Origin of the sequence: Bacillus sp. JNUCC-22 (assembly GCF_018861275.1) — a bacterium.
GTDB classification, from domain to species: domain Bacteria; phylum Bacillota; class Bacilli; order Bacillales; family Bacillaceae; genus Bacillus; species Bacillus velezensis.
The window spans coordinates 192,334-208,653 of sequence record NZ_CP076408.1; the positions used below are offsets into that span (position 1 = coordinate 192,334).

General features: G+C 45.4%; 15 protein-coding genes, 5 tRNA genes and 1 pseudogene. 15 read left to right on the plus strand and 6 right to left on the minus strand.

Annotated elements, in window-relative coordinates; translation table 11 throughout:
* Nucleotides 1–92: 92 nt before the first annotated feature.
* Together JNUCC22_RS01080 and JNUCC22_RS01085 are read right to left on the minus strand one after the other, a co-directional pair.
* Entirely contained in the window at nt 93–569 is a 477-nt protein-coding gene (locus JNUCC22_RS01080; protein WP_216062061.1) for a GNAT family N-acetyltransferase, read from the minus strand.
* 18 nt (nt 570–587) lie between these two features.
* A complete protein-coding gene (locus tag JNUCC22_RS01085) occupies nt 588–1,040 on the minus strand; it encodes a 2-thiouracil desulfurase family protein (RefSeq protein WP_216062062.1) in 453 nt (150 codons plus the stop codon).
* Nucleotides 1,041–1,220: 180 nt separating this feature from the next.
* On the opposite strand from JNUCC22_RS01085, the gene JNUCC22_RS01090 reads away from it, so the two are divergent.
* The 13 genes from JNUCC22_RS01090 (at nt 1,221) to JNUCC22_RS01150 (ending at nt 11,002) form a co-directional block, all read left to right on the plus strand.
* A tRNA-Glu gene (locus JNUCC22_RS01090) sits at nt 1,221–1,292 on the plus strand.
* Nucleotides 1,293–1,295: 3 nt separating this feature from the next.
* Nucleotides 1,296–1,371 (plus strand) — tRNA-Val (locus JNUCC22_RS01095).
* 5 nt (nt 1,372–1,376) lie between these two features.
* Nucleotides 1,377–1,449 (plus strand) — tRNA-Thr (locus JNUCC22_RS01100).
* Nucleotides 1,450–1,468: 19 nt separating this feature from the next.
* Nucleotides 1,469–1,553: transfer RNA gene (locus JNUCC22_RS01105), tRNA-Tyr, on the plus strand.
* A gap of 4 nt (nt 1,554–1,557) precedes the next feature.
* Nucleotides 1,558–1,629: transfer RNA gene (locus JNUCC22_RS01110), tRNA-Gln, on the plus strand.
* A gap of 230 nt (nt 1,630–1,859) precedes the next feature.
* The gene (gene sigW / locus JNUCC22_RS01115) at nt 1,860–2,423 is read left to right on the plus strand and encodes an RNA polymerase sigma factor SigW (RefSeq protein WP_216062063.1); all 564 of its coding nucleotides are present in this window, start codon (nt 1,860–1,862) and stop codon (nt 2,421–2,423) included.
* Nucleotides 2,424–2,436: 13 nt separating this feature from the next.
* The gene (rsiW, locus tag JNUCC22_RS01120) at nt 2,437–3,063 is read left to right on the plus strand and encodes an anti-sigma-W factor RsiW (protein WP_003156765.1); all 627 of its coding nucleotides are present in this window, start codon (nt 2,437–2,439) and stop codon (nt 3,061–3,063) included.
* A 165-nt stretch (nt 3,064–3,228) separates the two neighbouring features.
* Complete coding sequence (cdaA, locus tag JNUCC22_RS01125; RefSeq protein ID WP_003156763.1) at nt 3,229–4,050, plus strand: diadenylate cyclase CdaA; 822 nt, start codon at nt 3,229–3,231, stop codon at nt 4,048–4,050.
* Nucleotides 4,043–5,482: a CdaA regulatory protein CdaR gene (locus tag JNUCC22_RS01130; protein WP_038456773.1), complete on the plus strand. Its 1,440-nt coding sequence runs from the start codon at nt 4,043–4,045 to the stop codon at nt 5,480–5,482. Before cdaA ends, JNUCC22_RS01130 begins: the two co-directional genes overlap by 8 nt.
* 17 nt (nt 5,483–5,499) lie before the next feature.
* Complete coding sequence (glmM, locus tag JNUCC22_RS01135; RefSeq protein WP_216062064.1) at nt 5,500–6,846, plus strand: phosphoglucosamine mutase; 1,347 nt, start codon at nt 5,500–5,502, stop codon at nt 6,844–6,846.
* A gap of 431 nt (nt 6,847–7,277) precedes the next feature.
* The gene (gene glmS / locus JNUCC22_RS01140) at nt 7,278–9,080 is read left to right on the plus strand and encodes a glutamine--fructose-6-phosphate transaminase (isomerizing) (RefSeq protein ID WP_003156758.1); all 1,803 of its coding nucleotides are present in this window, start codon (nt 7,278–7,280) and stop codon (nt 9,078–9,080) included.
* Between the two features lie 436 nt (nt 9,081–9,516).
* The gene (locus JNUCC22_RS01145) at nt 9,517–10,371 is read left to right on the plus strand and encodes an ABC transporter ATP-binding protein (RefSeq protein ID WP_216062315.1); all 855 of its coding nucleotides are present in this window, start codon (nt 9,517–9,519) and stop codon (nt 10,369–10,371) included.
* A complete protein-coding gene (locus tag JNUCC22_RS01150; protein ID WP_024084818.1) occupies nt 10,349–11,002 on the plus strand; it encodes an ABC-2 transporter permease in 654 nt (217 codons plus the stop codon). Before JNUCC22_RS01145 ends, JNUCC22_RS01150 begins: the two co-directional genes overlap by 23 nt.
* 102 nt (nt 11,003–11,104) lie before the next feature.
* Here JNUCC22_RS01150 and JNUCC22_RS01155 read toward each other — a convergent pair.
* A pseudogene (locus JNUCC22_RS01155) lies at nt 11,105–11,987 on the minus strand (hypothetical protein).
* A 134-nt stretch (nt 11,988–12,121) separates the two neighbouring features.
* On the opposite strand from JNUCC22_RS01155, the gene JNUCC22_RS01160 reads away from it, so the two are divergent.
* Nucleotides 12,122–13,288, plus strand: a complete 1,167-nt coding sequence (locus JNUCC22_RS01160) for a DUF4885 family protein (RefSeq protein ID WP_015416701.1) — start codon at nt 12,122–12,124, stop codon at nt 13,286–13,288.
* A gap of 52 nt (nt 13,289–13,340) precedes the next feature.
* Here the strand turns inward: JNUCC22_RS01160 and JNUCC22_RS01165 are convergent, their stop codons facing one another.
* From JNUCC22_RS01165 to JNUCC22_RS01175, 3 genes are all read right to left on the minus strand, one after another.
* Nucleotides 13,341–14,186, minus strand: coding sequence for an aldo/keto reductase (locus JNUCC22_RS01165; RefSeq protein ID WP_079891478.1), 846 nt, complete (start codon nt 14,184–14,186; stop codon nt 13,341–13,343).
* Between the two features lie 110 nt (nt 14,187–14,296).
* Complete coding sequence (locus JNUCC22_RS01170) at nt 14,297–14,989, minus strand: LrgB family protein (RefSeq protein WP_007408978.1); 693 nt, start codon at nt 14,987–14,989, stop codon at nt 14,297–14,299.
* Complete coding sequence (locus tag JNUCC22_RS01175; protein WP_003156751.1) at nt 14,959–15,363, minus strand: CidA/LrgA family holin-like protein; 405 nt, start codon at nt 15,361–15,363, stop codon at nt 14,959–14,961. The genes JNUCC22_RS01170 and JNUCC22_RS01175 overlap by 31 nt, the downstream gene beginning before the upstream one ends.
* 195 nt (nt 15,364–15,558) lie before the next feature.
* Here JNUCC22_RS01175 and JNUCC22_RS01180 point away from each other — a divergent pair, with 195 nt between their 5' ends.
* Nucleotides 15,559–15,990, plus strand: a complete 432-nt coding sequence (locus JNUCC22_RS01180; protein WP_007408979.1) for a MarR family winged helix-turn-helix transcriptional regulator — start codon at nt 15,559–15,561, stop codon at nt 15,988–15,990.
* Nucleotides 15,991–16,320 lie beyond the last annotated feature (330 nt).

Below are 16,320 nucleotides of genomic sequence, written 5' to 3' on the forward strand. Positions count from 1 at the left end.
CCCTCCCAAGTCGTTAATACTTGAAGTATATGGGCTTCTGAATATATGTTTCAAGAAAAATCGGCAGGGATGAGATGAATAATCAAGCGCTTTCACAAAAAATGATGCAGAATGTGCTGTTCGCCGATGGGGCCGATCGTGCGACGACCTTTATCAATAAAACCGGAAGACCGGTACAGGTTCTTTGCACGATGATTGCGATGGTTCACAGCAAGCACGATTTCATCACACCAAGGAAAGTAATTTGCGACAAAAGCGGGGAGCTGCAGCATCGCTTGTTTGGCATAACCTTTTCCCAGATGCGGCGCATGTAAGGACAGCGCACTCAGCAAAATGGCAGACACATTGTTCGAATACGGGGCAATGGTTTCTTTTGAGGTATGTAAAATGAAAAAACCGACGGGGCGGTCTTCTTTTAAAATGACTGTCGGGTAGCGATCCCGGATGACGAGAGCCTGCGGCAGGACATCTATCGGCAGAGCTGTGAACTTTTTATCTTCTTCACTCAGCACAAACCCGTTCAGCCCGTCTGCATGTTCCGGTTTATAAAAGGACAGGGCTACATCCATGATATCTACTCTCCTTTTTTATAATTGATCCAATTCATCTTCTGATAGAACACGGCAGCCTGCCCGTTTTAAAAGAGCGGAAGTGATGCCGTCTCCGAGTATTTTTTTTCCTGAGAAAGTGCCGTCATAGATAAAGCTGCTGCCGCAGGACGGGCTGTTTTCTTTAAGGATGACCGTTGCGGCGCCTATTTCTTTTGCGTATGCTAACGTTTTTTCCGCGCCGTCCATATATAAAGCCGTAACGTCTTCGCCTGATGCCGTTACGATTCTTGCTGTTCCGTTCAGCACGTCTTCGCCCGTACCGCCGATGATTTCCGCCGGTTCGCGGGGAGTGGTGAAGCCGCCCATAAGTTCGGGGCAGACCATAACAGCTTTCTTTTCTTCTACGAGTCTGCGGATTTTTTCCGAAGCGGCGTGAGAGCTGTTATACCTGCATTCGATACCGCCGAGACAAGAGCTGACTAAGATCATCTGTGTCCATTCCCTTCAATATTTTGATACTTTCATCATAAATGAAATAAGAGAGAAGGGATGAGTTTTTCAGTTAAAAAACGGGTAAAAAAGTTTGAAAATAAAAAAAATAATTTTTCTCTTTACAAATGGGGTACAACCTGTATATAATAACTTTTGTCAGCTCGACGCGGACACAACGGCCCGTTGGTCAAGCGGTTAAGACACCGCCCTTTCACGGCGGTAACACGGGTTCGAATCCCGTACGGGTCATATGGAGGATTAGCTCAGCTGGGAGAGCATCTGCCTTACAAGCAGAGGGTCGGCGGTTCGAGCCCGTCATCCTCCACCATATTTGCCGGCCTAGCTCAATTGGTAGAGCAACTGACTTGTAATCAGTAGGTTGGGGGTTCAAGTCCTCTGGCCGGCACTGTTTTCCAAAAAAATACGGAGGGGTAGCGAAGTGGCTAAACGCGGCGGACTGTAAATCCGCTCCCTCAGGGTTCGGCAGTTCGAATCTGCCCCCCTCCACCATTTTTGGGCTATAGCCAAGCGGTAAGGCAACGGACTTTGACTCCGTCATGCGTTGGTTCGAATCCAGCTAGCCCAGTCTCAGACACCTTTTGCATAAAGGTGTCTTTTTTTTATCAGCATTTTGTTTCAATTTCTGATTGTTCATCAGATATACTATTTTTAAGCTGCTGTTAAGGCAGTATATTCTGTATTTTCCATCTACACCCTGCCTGAAATTTGGTAAAATAAATGTAATAAAAAAATGAAACCTTTTAAAACAATCAACGTATAGATACAGACCGGTGAAGGGCAGAGGTAAGATAAAACATGGAAAACCTGATTAAAAAAAGAATCAAGCAAGTCAAAAAAGGCGATCAAAATGCGTTTGCAGAAATCGTTGACCTTTATAAAGATAAGATTTACCAGCTTTGCTACCGCATGCTCGGCAATGTTCACGAAGCGGAAGATATTGCGCAGGAAGCTTTTATCAGAGCGTACGTCAATATCGACAGTTTCGATGTCAACAGAAAGTTTTCAACGTGGCTTTACAGAATTGCGACCAACCTGACCATTGACCGCATCCGCAAGAAAAAGCCTGATTACTATCTGGACGCAGAAGTAGCGGGAGCAGAAGGGCTGACGATGTATTCGCAGATCGCCGCGGACGGGGTTCTCCCTGAAGACGCCGTATTGTCATTGGAGCTGTCGGACACAATTCAGAAAAAGATTTTAAAGCTGCCTGACAAGTACAGAACGGTTATTGTATTAAAGTATATTGACGAACTCTCTTTAATTGAAATCGGGGAGATTCTGAATATCCCTGTCGGCACCGTCAAGACAAGGATACACAGAGGCAGAGAGGCTCTTAGAAAACAATTGAGGGATCTTTAAGTGGGGTGATGAAATGAGCTGTCCTGAACAGATTGTGCAGCTTATGCATAAGCATCTTGATGGAGATATCCTTCCTGAAGATGAAAACGTATTAAAACAACATTTGCAGTCATGCGGGAATTGCAAACGGCATTTTCATGAAATGGAGAAATCCGTAGCACTCGTCCGAAGCACATCGCATGTCACGGCCCCTGCTGATTTTACTGCCAAAGTTATGGCGAATCTTCCAAAAGAGAAAAAACGCGCTTCTGTAAAACGATGGATCAAAACTCATCCGATGATTGCAGCCGCAGCGGTTTTTGTGATTTTAATGGGCGGCGGTTTTTTCAACAGCTGGCATAATGACCACAATTTCAGTGTGTCCAAACAGCCGAACCTTGTCGTGCAGAATCACACGGTCACCGTCCCTGAAGGCGAGACCGTAAAGGGCGATGTCACAGTAAAAAACGGCAAGCTGTTCATTGAAGGAAAAGTCGACGGCAATGTGACTGTCGTCAACGGAGAAAAATACATGGCCTCAGCCGGACAAGTCACCGGGCAGATTGAAGAGATTAACCAATTGTTTGACTGGGTCTGGTACGAACTGAAATCGGCGGGCCAGGGCGTCGTGAGCGCTTTGGACCCGAATGAAGATGAGTAAAGCGTATAATCGCTTTACTCTTTTTTTGTGCATCGCCGCTCTGGCTCATTTCACTTGAGAAATCAAAATGTGGTATAATGAGCACGCTATATGTTGTACATATTGCTCATGCAGCACAATTCATAACAGAAAAACGAAATGACTGAATTCTTGGAGGACGAGGAAATGGCTTTTGAGGACATCCCATTTTTGCAATACCTCGGCAATGCCGTTGATATTCTCCTTGTTTGGTATGTGATATATAAATTAATCATGGTCATACGCGGGACGAAGGCGGTTCAGCTTTTAAAAGGAATCGTCGTCATCGTATTGGTCCGGATGGCCAGTTCATATTTGGGACTCAGCACGCTTCAGTGGCTGATGGACCAAGCGATAACATGGGGATTTTTAGCGATCATCATTATATTCCAGCCTGAGCTGAGACGGGCGCTTGAACAGCTCGGACGGGGCCGGTTCTTTTCCAGGAGCGGAACCCCCGTGGAGGAAGCGCAGCATAAGACAATTGAAGCGATTACAAAATCGATCAGCTACATGGCAAAACGCCGCATCGGCGCACTCATCGCGATTGAGCGCGATACGGGAATGGGCGATTATATTGAGACGGGCATCCCGCTTAATGCGCAGGTCAGCTCGGAGCTTTTGATTAATATCTTCATCCCGAATACACCGCTGCACGATGGAGCGGTCATTATGAAAAATAACGAGATTGCGGCTGCTGCCTGTTATCTGCCGCTTTCTGAAAGTCCGTTTATTTCAAAGGAGCTGGGGACGCGTCACAGAGCGGCTGTCGGCATCAGTGAAGTGACGGACAGCTTAACCATTATTGTATCTGAAGAGACGGGCGCCATCAGTGTGGCCAAAAACGGAGACCTTCACAGAGAATTGACGGAAGAAGCACTGAAAGAAATGCTTGAAGCCGAGTTTAAGAAGAACGCCAGAGATACTTCTTCTAACCGCTGGTACTGGAGGGGCAAGAAAAATGGATAAATTCTTAAACAACCGCTGGGCTGTAAAGATCATTGCATTGCTCTTTGCGCTGCTGCTTTACGTTGCGGTTAACAACAACCAGGCGCCGACTCCGAAAAAGCCGGGGGAATCCTTTTTTCCGACATCAACGACTGACGAGGCTACGCTTACTGATATTCCTGTAAAAGCATACTATGATGAAGCGAACTATGTCGTCACCGGCGTGCCCCAGACCGTAAATGTCACGATTAAAGGCTCGACAAGCGCGGTGAAAAAGGCGAGACAGACGAAGAATTTTGAGATATACGCCGATATGAATAAGCTGAAGACCGGGACTCATAAGGTCGAATTGAAGGCGAAAAACGTATCGGACGGACTGACGGTCTCCATTAACCCGTCAGTCACGACGGTTACGATTCAGGAAAAAACGGCTGAGAGTTTTCCCGTGGAAGTTGAATACTACAATAAAAGCAAAATGAAAAAGGGATACACCCCTCAGCAGCCGATTATCAGCCCGAAAAACGTGCAGATTACAGGTTCGAAAAATGTGATTGATAACATTTCACTTGTCAAAGCATCCGTGAACCTTGAAAATGCAAATGAGACCATTGAAAAGGAAGTGAAGGTGACCGTCTATGACAAAGACGGCAACGCACTTCCTGTTGATGTTGAACCGTCAGTCATTAAAGTGACGGTTCCCGTAGCCAGTCCGAGCAAAAAGCTTCCTTTCAAAATCGAAAGGAAGGGAAGTCTTCCGGACGGGGTGAGCGTTGCGAGCATTGACTCGAATCCGAGTGAGGTGACGGTTTACGGCCCGCAGGATGTGCTGGATTCACTTGAATTTATTGACGGCGTATCTCTTGATTTAGGCAAAATTGATAAAGATACCGATATCAATGCCGATATCCCGCTTCCTAAGGGTGTCACTAAGGTATCACCGGAAAAAATCACGCTTCATGTTAAAGTGGACAGTGAAGACAAAAAGGATTTTGACAATGTCGGAATCAAGACGGTCGGACTGGGAGGCTCACAGCAGATTGAGTTTCTCGATCCTGAATCGCAGGCGATAAATATTACGGCCAAAGGCTCTCCCGCCAACATTAAGGCGCTGAAAAAGTCGGACATTGAACTGTATGCCAATGTCTCGGACTTGGATGACGGAGAGCACTCTGTAAAGCTTGAAGTAAACGGCCCGCAAAACGTCACATGGTCCCTGTCAAAAGACACGGTTAAGATCAAGCTGACTTCTAAGAAAAACACAAGTTCAAATAAAAATAACGGCGGTTCCGCTGATTCCGGCAATAAGAACGGCACAAGCGGAGACGCAGACAAAGACAAGAACAAGAACCGGGAAGACGACACTGACAGCGATCAGAATAAAAGTCAAAACCAGGATCAAAATCAAGACCAGGATGAAGACGGATCAAGTGCTGATTCTTCTTCAACAGAATGAAAAAGGAGCGATACAAAATGGGCAAGTATTTTGGAACAGATGGTGTAAGAGGTGTTGCCAATAGCGAGCTTACGCCAGAGCTGGCCTTTAAAGTTGGGCGTTTTGGCGGTTATGTCCTGACCAAAGATAAGCAGCGCCCGAAAGTGCTGATCGGCCGTGATACACGTATCTCCGGACATATGCTGGAGGGAGCCCTTGTCGCCGGACTTTTATCGATCGGAGCTGAAGTGATGCGCCTCGGCGTTATTTCTACGCCGGGGGTATCCTATTTAACGAAAGCCATGGATGCTGAGGCGGGCGTCATGATCTCCGCTTCTCACAACCCCGTACAGGATAACGGAATTAAATTTTTCGGAGGGGACGGCTTTAAGCTTTCTGATGAGCAGGAGGCCGAGATTGAACGTCTCATGGATGAACCGGAAGATAAGCTGCCGAGACCGACAGGCGCGGACCTCGGGCTTGTAAACGATTATTTTGAAGGCGTTCAAAAGTATCTGCAATTTTTAAAGCAGACGGCGGACGAAGATTTCACAGGCATTCATGTAGCGCTTGACTGCGCCCATGGTGCGACATCATCCATTGCGACGCACCTTTTTGCCGATCTCGATGCTGACGTATCTACAATGGGGACGTCTCCGAACGGATTAAATATTAATGATGGCGTCGGTTCTACACACCCGGAAGCGCTGAGTGCTTTCGTCAAAGAAAAAAACGCCGATATCGGCCTTGCGTTTGACGGAGACGGCGACCGCCTCATTGCCGTTGATGAAAAAGGAAACATCGTCGACGGTGATCAGATCATGTACATATGCGCGAAGTATTTGAAATCAGAGGGCCGTCTGAAGGATGATACCGTCGTATCGACTGTGATGAGCAACCTCGGTTTCTACAAAGCGCTTGAAAAAGAAGAAATCAAAAGCGTTCAAACGGCAGTCGGCGACCGCTATGTCGTAGAAGCGATGAAAAAAGACAGCTATAATGTCGGCGGCGAGCAGTCAGGGCACCTTATTTTCCTTGATTACAACACTACCGGCGACGGTCTTTTGTCCGCGATCATGCTTGTGAATACGCTGAAGGCGTCCGGCAAAACCCTTTCAGAACTTGCGGATGAAATGAAAAAATTCCCGCAGCTCTTAGTGAACGTGAAAGTGACGGATAAATATAAGGTAGAAGAAAACGCTAAGGTGAAGGCCGTTATTTCTGAAGTGGAAAAAGAAATGAACGGAGACGGCCGGATTTTAGTGCGCCCGTCAGGCACCGAACCGCTCGTCCGCGTGATGGCCGAAGCGAGAACAAAAGAGCTTTGTGACGAATATGTCACAAAAATCGTGGATGTCGTGCGGACAGAAATGGGAGCGGAGTAGCGAAGTTTATAAGCAGAGAGCGAACAAGACAAGTGCGATCAGCATAATATGATAGTAAACATGATGCCGGGGCGGCAAAAAATAATTGACCGTCCTTGGCACATGCTGTAAAATCAAGCTTGTTCAGCCTTTGTTTTTCACTTGCAGGAAAGGCGGGATTGTTTGCATCTTTTATAATTACAGCGCCCGAACTAAGCGCCCGAAAAACGGCTTAGTTGACGAGGATGGAGGTTATCGAATTTTCGGCGGATGCCTCCCGGCTGATTCATTTAGATCACAGCCGTAAGGATTTCTTCAAACCGGAGGGGCGACTCTCCGAACAAAGAGAAATCACATGATCTTCCAAAAAAACATGTGGGAGGGGACGATTGAAAGTCCCCTTGTAATTTGACTTTCTTCGTCTCCTTTTGCACCTTTAGGAGGAAGAAAAAATGTGTGGAATTGTAGGTTATATCGGTCAGCTTGATGCGAAAGAGATTTTGTTAAAAGGATTAGAGAAGCTTGAGTACCGCGGTTATGACTCTGCCGGTATCGCTGTGGCGAATGAGCAGGGCGTGCATGTGTACAAAGAAAAAGGCCGCATCGCCGACCTTCGTGAAGTGGTGGATCACACGGTTGAATCTCAAGCGGGAATCGGCCATACACGCTGGGCGACTCACGGCGAACCAAGCTTCCTGAACGCTCACCCGCATCAAAGCGCACTCGGCCGCTTTACACTTGTTCACAACGGTGTGATCGAGAACTATGTTCAGCTGAAGCGCGAATATCTTGAAAACGTTGAACTGAAAAGCGACACGGACACTGAAGTAGTCGTTCAAATGATCGAGCAATTTGTGGCGGGAGGACTTAGCACAGAAGAAGCGTTCCGCAAAACACTGACTCTGTTAAAAGGCTCTTACGCAATTGCATTATTTGACGGTGAAAACACAGACACCATTTACGTTGCAAAAAACAAAAGCCCTCTGTTAATCGGCCTTGGAGATACGTTTAACGTCGTGGCATCTGACGCGATGGCTATGCTTCAAGTAACGAATGAATACGTTGAGCTTTTGGACAAAGAAATGGTGATCGTGACAAAAGACGAAGCCGTGATTAAAAACCTTGACGGTGAAGTCATGACACGTGCGTCTTATATCGCTGAGCTTGACGCCAGTGATATCGAAAAAGGCACATACCCTCACTACATGTTAAAAGAAACGGATGAGCAGCCGCTTGTTATGCGCAAAATCATCCAAACGTATCAAGACGAAAATGGCAGACTGGCCGTGGCCGGCGATGTCGCTGACGCCGTGGCGGAAGCGGACCGTATTTATATCGTGGCTTGCGGAACGAGCTACCATGCCGGTCTTGTCGGGAAACAATATATTGAAATGTGGGCAAACGTCCCGGTTGAAGTGCATGTAGCGAGTGAATTCTCCTACAACATGCCGCTTCTGTCTAAGAAGCCGCTCTTTATCTTCCTTTCTCAAAGCGGAGAAACAGCGGACAGCCGCGCCGTGCTTGTTCAAGTCAAAGCGCTGGGTCACAAAGCGCTGACGATCACAAACGTTCCGGGATCAACGCTTTCCCGTGAAGCGGATTACACATTGCTTCTGCACGCAGGCCCTGAGATCGCGGTTGCATCAACAAAAGCGTATACGGCTCAGATTGCCGTCCTCGCAATCCTTGCGTCCGTTGCAGCAGAACGTAACGGCGTTGATATCGGTTTTGATTTAGTCAAAGAATTAGGTATTGCGGCAAACGCCATGGAAGCCCTCTGCGACCAGAAGGACGAAATGGAAATGATCGCGCGTGAGTACCTGACTGTTTCAAGAAACGCTTTCTTCATCGGCCGCGGCCTTGACTACTTCGTATGTGTCGAAGGCGCCCTGAAGCTGAAAGAGATTTCTTACATCCAGGCGGAAGGCTTCGCCGGCGGCGAGCTGAAGCACGGAACAATCGCTCTGATTGAAGAAGGAACACCGGTCTTTGCGCTTGCGACACAAGAACACGTCAACCTGAGCATCCGCGGAAACGTGAAGGAAGTCGCAGCCCGCGGCGCCAACACTTGCATCATCTCGCTGAAAGGCTTAGAAGACGCAGACGACAGATTCATCCTGCCGGAAGTCAACCCTGCGCTTGCTCCGCTGGTATCTGTTGTGCCATTGCAGCTGATCGCTTACTACGCTGCACTGCACCGCGGCTGTGACGTTGATAAACCGCGCAACCTTGCGAAGAGTGTGACTGTGGAATAATATATTTAACCCCTTTGGTTATTAGCCAGAGGGGTTTTTTAATGCGGAAATTAGAAATACATACTCTTTGCGATTGTAAAGAAATCCCCTTTTATATATTGAAAAGGATTAACACCTGCTTTATAATACGAGATGCATTCCGGTTAAAATCCATAAATGTAATCATTAGTAAATCATTTTTGTGCATGCCTCATCAGAAAGTAATCACCTCCAGCAGTTTTCATCATGAATATCCCATTATATAAATGTAATCAATCGATTACACATCCACATTATGCTTAAGACTTTAAAATCCCTGTTGTATTTGCCGACTCCTGATCCATTATGAATACTCGACTGGATATGAAAATAACAACATTTTTGCAATAATCCGGTTCAATTCTTAAAAAAGTCCTGACAACAATGATAGGAGTGGAATGATGTCAAACCTTTAAAAATCAGAAACATCAGCAAATCTTTTGGCCATAAAGCTGTTTTAAAGGATGTTACATTCAATGTGCCTGCCGGATCAATTGTCGGTTTTATCGGTGATAACGGCGCAGGCAAGTCAACAACATTTAAAACGATATTAGGATTAATCTCTCAGGATAGAGGTAAAGTGAAAATCTTTGGTAAAGAGAATCTGGATAAACATATAAAGTTCAAAGAAGATATTGGGGTCGTATTTGATGCGATGAATCTTCCTGCGCACCTTACGATAAAGCAGCTGAATCATGTATTTAAGAAACTATTCGGTGCTTGGGACCAAGATCATTTTTACCGGTTGGTTCATTCTTTCTCTTTGCCTATGGACAAAAAAGTGAATACATTCTCGCGCGGCATGTCAATGAAGTTATCCGTAGCTGTTGCTTTGTCGCATAATGCAAAATTATTACTCCTGGATGAAGCAACGGGAGGGCTTGATCCCTCTTCAAGAGATGATCTGTTAAATGAATTAAAAAGCTTTGTGGATAAAAGCAACGGCGGTATTTTACTTTCATCGCACATTATGACTGATGTCGAGAAGATAGCCAGCCATATCGTTATTATGAAAGATGGAGAAATTTTATTAAATGAAGAGAAAGATAAGGTTCTTGAAAGCTATACCGTTATAGACGTTGATGAAGGTCAATTGGCTGAGCTTGACGAAGAAATCGTTCTAGCAAAAAGGAATCATGGATCTTATTGGAGTGTGCTTGTATCGGATCAACAGAAGTTGCCGAATGGCGTATCGGCCAACACCATTTCCATAGAAGAAATCAGCGTCTTTTTAACGAGGAGTGAAAACATTGAGAGGTCTGTTACTGACTAACTATTACCTGGTTTATCGGAGTTTCTTTGCATACACGGGGTTGGCCATATTGGTATCAGCAGTCATTTTTTATTTTGGGGATGCTTCAATGCATCGTTTTGTTGCTATGCTGATTATTTTGTTTGTCGTTATGCCCGCACTTGAGGTTATAAAGTATGAGAGCAAGTCTGGCTATGACAGGTATGTCCTGACTTTACCGGTCAGCAGAACAAATATTGTTCAAAGTCACTATTTCTTTTATCTTTTGATTGTTGTGATCGGAGCTGTAATATCTTATGGTATTTTCCTTGTATACAGCCTGGGTTCTGATGAACCAATTGACGGCATATTTAATATTGTCTCTTTTGGAACGTTCATCGTTCTCTTTGCCGGTGCAATCGTTTATCCTCTTCTCTACATGATAGGCCCGGAAAAATCCGATGCTATCGTGATTGGAGGTGCAATGGGGGGACTTTTTGCTACCTTTGGATTGCAAAGTGTCGTTGGGTATGCAGCAGAACAAGTACCGCTGTCATTTTTGCACATAAATCCTTCTTTATATGTTCCGATTATATATCTCATGATCGGCGTTATCTTATATATCATTTCATTTTTCATTGCCGCAGCTATATATCATAAAAAAGAATTTTAGCAACTGATCAAGCTATAACAGGATAAGACATGGCACGGGCTCATAAATTCACTTTAACTCCAAGCAGACAGCCGCCCGCCCAATGGGCGGCTGTTCTTCTAATTAAAACTGCGTTGTCACATCGTACTCATAATCAATCTTCAATTTCACATTTTTCATAGTCGATTTTGCTGTTGCGAGTGTGTTGTATTTAAAATTCCAGATGCTTGAGACTGAGAGGTTATCATCCAGTGTGATACCGTAATTTCCTTGAGTGGAGCTGTTTGCAAGTGCACGGTGCCACACTTTATTTTCTTCCGACATTATGTAGTGGCTTGTATTTCCTTGGCTTGGTGTTTGGGTTGCGGTGGTGTTGATTCTTTTCACTGTGGCGTCTCTTGGAATGCTTGTCTGTTTGGTTAAGTCGAGTCTAAGAACAGTTGAATCTGATCCATTCGGACTGAGGCTTGTGTTCCCTTTATTTTCAGCTGTACCGCTGAATGAGAAGGTCTCACTGCCGGATTTGATTCGGTCGTAAATAGAGAGTGTAAAGTACATATCGTCAGTGTAGGAGCCGCGGGACACTTTCACGTAGAACGTCTCGTTATTTTCTTTCGCATCTGTATTCGCATAGATAAAAGGTAGCGCCGTATCAGGATTTATCACTTCTGTGCCTTTACTGATCAGTACTTTATTTTTATTATAAATTTCAATGTCCATTCCCTTGTATTCACTTCTTGTTGAACTCCTGACATAAAGTCTTTCTCCCTTATTTGCCGTGAAAGTGAAATACGAATCTTTTTCCCCTTTTGGCAATATGGCAGTATCAATATTTTTTATATTTCCAGTAGCCTACCGGATTGGCAGTTTCAAATGAATGATTTCCTGTAATGGCGCTTATTTGTAACGAGTTCTTTTGAGACGCAGAGGCTGAAGGTGAAGATGCAAACAATGCGCCTGATAAAACGATGACACTGACAAATAGAATCAATATACACTTCTTCATGGAAAAACCCCCCTTTTTGACTACATCATACATAAAAACATTAGCTATGTAAACATTTGTTATTTAAGGTTAAAATCAACTGGGAAACAGCCGATACAAACACTAGAACATCATCTCAAGCGGAGGTTAAAAACATGCGCCTAAACGCTCGATATATAAAAAATCAAGTAATGGCTCAGCAAGTGCTTCAGCGGTATTCTTCCAAAACAAATGTGAAAGATGCGGCAAAAGGATCGGACAGCTTATTGATTCAGACAGGCGGGAGCCGCGATCTGAGCCAGGTGAATTATTCAAGGAGCGGTGTCACTGAGAAAGGGAGCAGCCTGTCCCGTTTATATCAATCTGCAAATCAGAAAACGATTACGGATAATGGGAATGAGACGGTAATAGACGCTAATAATCCGTATGAGTCTGAGAGTGATATTGCGAGCAAGATTCTTGATGAGAAATACAGCCGTATCAATGAAATCAATAAACGAAAACCAGATCCTTTGCATTATATTAAGGACAAATACCAGCGTGCCGATTCACCTTATTTCAGAAGTGATTTATCAGAATCGGAGCGTCAGGCCGCTTATCATAATGAAACGGAATGGCTGTTTAAGGGGAAAGCCCAGAGCTATGATTTCCGTGATGCGGCGTTTCGGGGTGAAACGCTCAACGGAGAGATTCAAGTCGAAAATGAAAAGGTGTTTCAGCGCGGGCAGGTGAATCAGCAGATTGAGATGCTTTTCCATCGGAATCATATTCAGATTCCGGAGGGTGCGAATCTTACATTTACGATATCACCGATTGATTATCTGTTAAAAGTGAGCGGGACTGACGATAAAGAGCTCACTCAGCAGATTGAAGCTGTCTTAAACTCCGGGGAAAACAGCAAAGAGCTGTTTGCGCACATCATTCGCAGCCGGAGTGATGACTCCTCGCAGTTTACGCCGGAAACATATGAGAAATATCAAGTCGTTCGGGAAATGTACGAGGTGACCGGCTATCATCTGAAAGACTTGCAGATCGTGGACGGAAAGTACGTCACAGAAGACGGACGCGACCTTTTAGACGTCTATAAGGAAGCGCTGCAGCAAGATCCTTTGTTGAGACATACGGCGGCAGAAGCGGCCGCCCATTACGGACAGGGGCTCACGAAGCTTGCGAGAACGGGTTATGACGCCATTCCTGATTTGGTTCTGTCCATTGAGTATAAAAACGGATCTCTGCGTGATGTCGGCCAAAGCAGGCAATACGGATCTGGGGATACAGATTGGCTTTCTGAATGGAAACGGGAGCTGGGTGTGCGTATATAAAATGAGAAAAAAGCTGACGAATGATGCCGTCAGCTTTTCTTTATGCGTTTACTTAAAACTCCTCATACTCCGCCGGGTCTTGGCCGTTTATGCGTCCGTCGGGGCGGGTAAGCGAGTCGATAATGCTCATGTCGTTTTCATCAAGGGAGAAATCAAAAACGGAGATGTTTTCAAGCTGGCGCTCGGGCGATGCTGATTTTGGAATCGGGATGGCGCCCAGCTGGATATGCCAGCGTAAAATGACTTGAGAAATGGTTTTGCCGTATTTGTCCGCAATCCGTCCGAGTTTTTGATCGTTCAATACTTCGCCGGCCCGGGATAACGGACTCCATGATTCTGTCACGATGCCCTGTTCTTCGTGCCATTGGCGCTGCTGCTGCTGATTAAAAGCGGGATGCAGTTCAATTTGGTTGATGCCTGGCTTTACGCCGGTTTCACGTTCGAGCCGTTCGATATGCTCAGGCAGGAAATTGCAGACGCCGATGGATCGGATCAGGCCCCATTTTTTCGCATCAATCAGTGCCTGCCATGCTTCCGTGTAGCGGTCTTGTTTCGGATTCGGCCAATGGACGAGATACAGGTCATAGTAGTCCAGACCGGCGCGGTATAAAGATTCTTGGATGGTTTGTACAGCTTTGTCATAGTCATGGTAGCGCCCGGGCAGCTTGGACGTCACGTATAGCTGTTCTCTCGGAACAGAGCTTCTCTTGATGGCTTCTCCGACCGATCCTTCATTTTCATAGTTATAAGCGGTGTCAATCAAACGGTAGCCGATATCAATGGCGCTGGTAATGGCATGAACGCCGTTGTTTCCATTAAGAGCGTATGTACCGAAGCCGATCGCGGGAATGCTTGTCCCATCCAGCAGTTTCTTTTGCGGAATTGCTCCAGTCATCATTAAATCCCTCCTTGTTTTCTACTTTACCATTATTCTTACAAATGAAACATAATAATGGAAGGGAATGAGATGATCCGCACATGAAAAAAGCTGACGGAGAACCGCCAGCTTTAAATTTGAAACATCCATGCTACGACGGGGCCGAAGACCGACCCTAACACGGCGCAGAGCGTCATGGAAACAGAGCTCATGGAGACCGTTAATTCTCCGTACTCCATTGCTTTTGAGGTGCCGAGCGCATGGGAAGCGCTCCCGAATGCAATTCCTTTCCCGAGTGAGCTGCGGATGCGGATCCACTTGAGAAGCAGCGGTCCTAAGATAACGCCGGAAAACCCTGCGATCATGACGAACACGACTGTCATGGAAGGGACACCGCCGATACCGGACGCAATCTGTATGGCGACAGGCGTCGTAATTGATTTTGGGATAATTGACAAAATCAAACTCCGGCTGATGCCGAACAGCTCTGCAAATAGCAGGCCGCTGACCATTCCGGAGAATAAACCGGCTAACACGCCGCCGATGATCGGAAACATATACTTGATTAACACCCGGCGCTGCTTATAAAGCGGGTATGCCAAAGCCACCACGGCGGGTCCGAGCAGTGAATTGATCCATTGTCCGCCGATCATATAGTCTTTATACGAAATATGAAAAACAAGCAGCACGGCGATAATGAAAATCGTAGTCGTCAAAACCGGTATGAGAAAGGGATATGGAAAGCGCACATATAATTTCACCATAGCCAGATAGGCGGCGGCCGTGAACAAAATTATAAGGATTGCGATACATGCTTGCTGCACTTCTTTTTCTCCTTTCTCTGATTGGCTTTGTGCTCTAACAGCTGGCTGGCGTACCCTGCGGCGATCATTGTGACGATGGTGCTCAGCACGATGATCAGAAACAGAGCAGCCCCGCTGGCGGAAAACAGTGACGGGTAATTGATGACGCCCGTCATGGCCGGAATGAATAACAGCGGAAGAAAAGACAGCAAAAATCCGGCTCCGTCTTCAATCATTTTGACGGGAATGATCTTAACCGATAAACATATGATCAGCAGGATCAAACCGATGATACTTCCGGGAATGGGCAGGTGAAAGAACTGCTGAACGGCTCCCCCGATAAAGGAAAATGCGAATAAAATAATGATTTGCAGTATGATGCGTATGACTTTCACGACAATGCTGTTCTTTGGAGAAGAGCAGCTTCCCCCTTTCTTGATGCTTCGATATGTTTCTTTACTTTTTGTGCATATATTTGTACTATACAAATATATGTATGCAAAATCTTTCTATATGTTTTCTGAGTAAATGTGCATATGTTTGTATTATACAACTAATATTGCTGTTGTCAATTGTAAGGAGTGAGGCTGTTGTCAAAACAAGATCCGATTGAATTAATTGAATATGAGCTCACCACTTTTATCAGGAGAGCTGTTTATCTTGATAACTCCGACCGTAAAATCGGACATCTGGAAAGGGCTGCGTATTTGTTATTACGGCAGCTGGATGAATTCGGGCCGGCGCGTGTGAAGGAATTGGCTGAATCATTTAAGCTGGATATTTCCACATTGTCACGCCAGGCCGCGGCCTTGGAGTCGAAAGAGCTGATCCAGCGTTTTTCCGATCCTTCTGACGGGCGGGTCAGTCTGTTTGCGATTACGAAGCTTGGCAAACAGAGGTTAAAAGCTGATAAAAAGATGCGTCTTGATCGATACCAACATATGCTTGACGATTGGTCAGGCGATGAAAAAGAAATGTTCGGCCGGCTTTTGCTGCGGCTGAATGAGGCATTTATCGATTAATGCATGATTTTTGCCGGTTAAGCAGGATTATGGCGTATACAAGGGAGAATGGAAGAGAGTAAGACTTTACGCCATTCTGCTTAGCAAAAATAATATTGAATAGGGGGCGGAACATGTTTCTCCAGGGACATCCTGTTTCTCGGAGGCTGCGGCATTTATTATCTCAATATTCATAATTCAATAAAAATGAAAGCGCTTTATTTTTAGTTTGTTGGTTTAGGGTGCAAGGTGTTTACCTGAAAAAAACAATTGTATTTTCCACGGAAATTTATTATGATGAAATAAGGAAATTGGAGATTATACAACAATAGAAAAATAGAATATTTCTAA